We start from the raw sequence: 975 nt of genomic DNA on the forward strand, positions 1-975 counted from the left end.
GCAATATGCACATAAAAATTAATCAAGAACTTATGAAAGCCATCAACATAGAGGCAGGTAGATTATTAGGCTGGTTAAGAAGTCCAGCTGAAGCAGGCGATGAATTAAATATAAAAGAGGCTGAGGCAAGGCAATATTTTGGGAAACTTGTCGAGATACCTATGAGCAGCATTAAAATGCTTGTAGCATGAAATAGGGGGCTTTTATGAAAACGCTTACAAAAGATAGAGCTGAAATTTTGATAAATAAAGTAGTCAAGGGTATAACAATACCCTTGTATTATTTTGACTACAAAGTAAGAAAAGGCCAATATATAGGCAGCGGTTGGAGAGAGCCTGACGAGTGGAAATATCACGAAAATAGTAATGATATAAATAAGGCCATGACAGATATTGTTGAAGTTTTGGGACGTTTAATGGCCAGACATTTTGATAATATAGCAGACGTTGAGCTTCATAATGCTATCGATAGTTTTATAAACAAGAAATTTTGTCAAGTATTTGATTTGGTGGCCAGCTTAAAAAAAGAATTGGATTTTGATTTTTTAATATATGAGAGCGCAGAGGATCTACTAGATAATATTTGGAAATGTGCTGACGAGATTAAACGTAAGTTTTTTTTTAAAAAAAAAAAGAGAATAAAATGTTTGAAAGAAATAGTTTTGCCCCTACACTAGGAGTGCTTTTAGGAATTTTGCTTGTTATGACTGCTTTTTTGGCATTTAGCTTTGGCTATTTACTTGACTTTGAAGAGCCTCTTTTTGCAAGCTTTTGTATATGGGCTTTTTTGATGTATAGCGTATTATTTTGCTTCGCATCAGGTGGAGCATTTAAAAATATTGAAAAATAAATAAGAAAAAATAAAATTATAGTTAAATACTTGTTTTTTATTTAAAAAACAATATAATTATTAAAGTTATAATAAAATTATATAAGATTATTTAAAAATTATATAAAATTATGATAAGTATATTAA

The 975-nt window shown here is 29.9% G+C and carries 3 protein-coding genes; all 3 read left to right on the forward strand.

The genetic code is table 11. The features are described from left to right. Positions 1–191 (forward strand): hypothetical protein (locus tag CYP28_RS10445; protein WP_219811246.1); only part of this gene is annotated, 191 nt, incomplete at its 5' end. Positions 192–205: 14 nt separating this feature from the next. Continuing rightward, on the forward strand, positions 206–676 hold the full coding sequence (locus CYP28_RS09510; RefSeq protein ID WP_103593981.1) for a hypothetical protein: 471 nt from the start codon (positions 206–208) through the stop codon (positions 674–676). After that, a complete protein-coding gene (locus CYP28_RS09515) occupies positions 643–849 on the forward strand; it encodes a hypothetical protein (RefSeq protein ID WP_103593982.1) in 207 nt (68 codons plus the stop codon). The genes CYP28_RS09510 and CYP28_RS09515 overlap by 34 nt, the downstream gene beginning before the upstream one ends. Positions 850–975 lie beyond the last annotated feature (126 nt).

Origin of the sequence: Campylobacter concisus (assembly GCF_002914195.1) — a bacterium.
Lineage (GTDB): Bacteria > Campylobacterota > Campylobacteria > Campylobacterales > Campylobacteraceae > Campylobacter_A > Campylobacter_A concisus_M.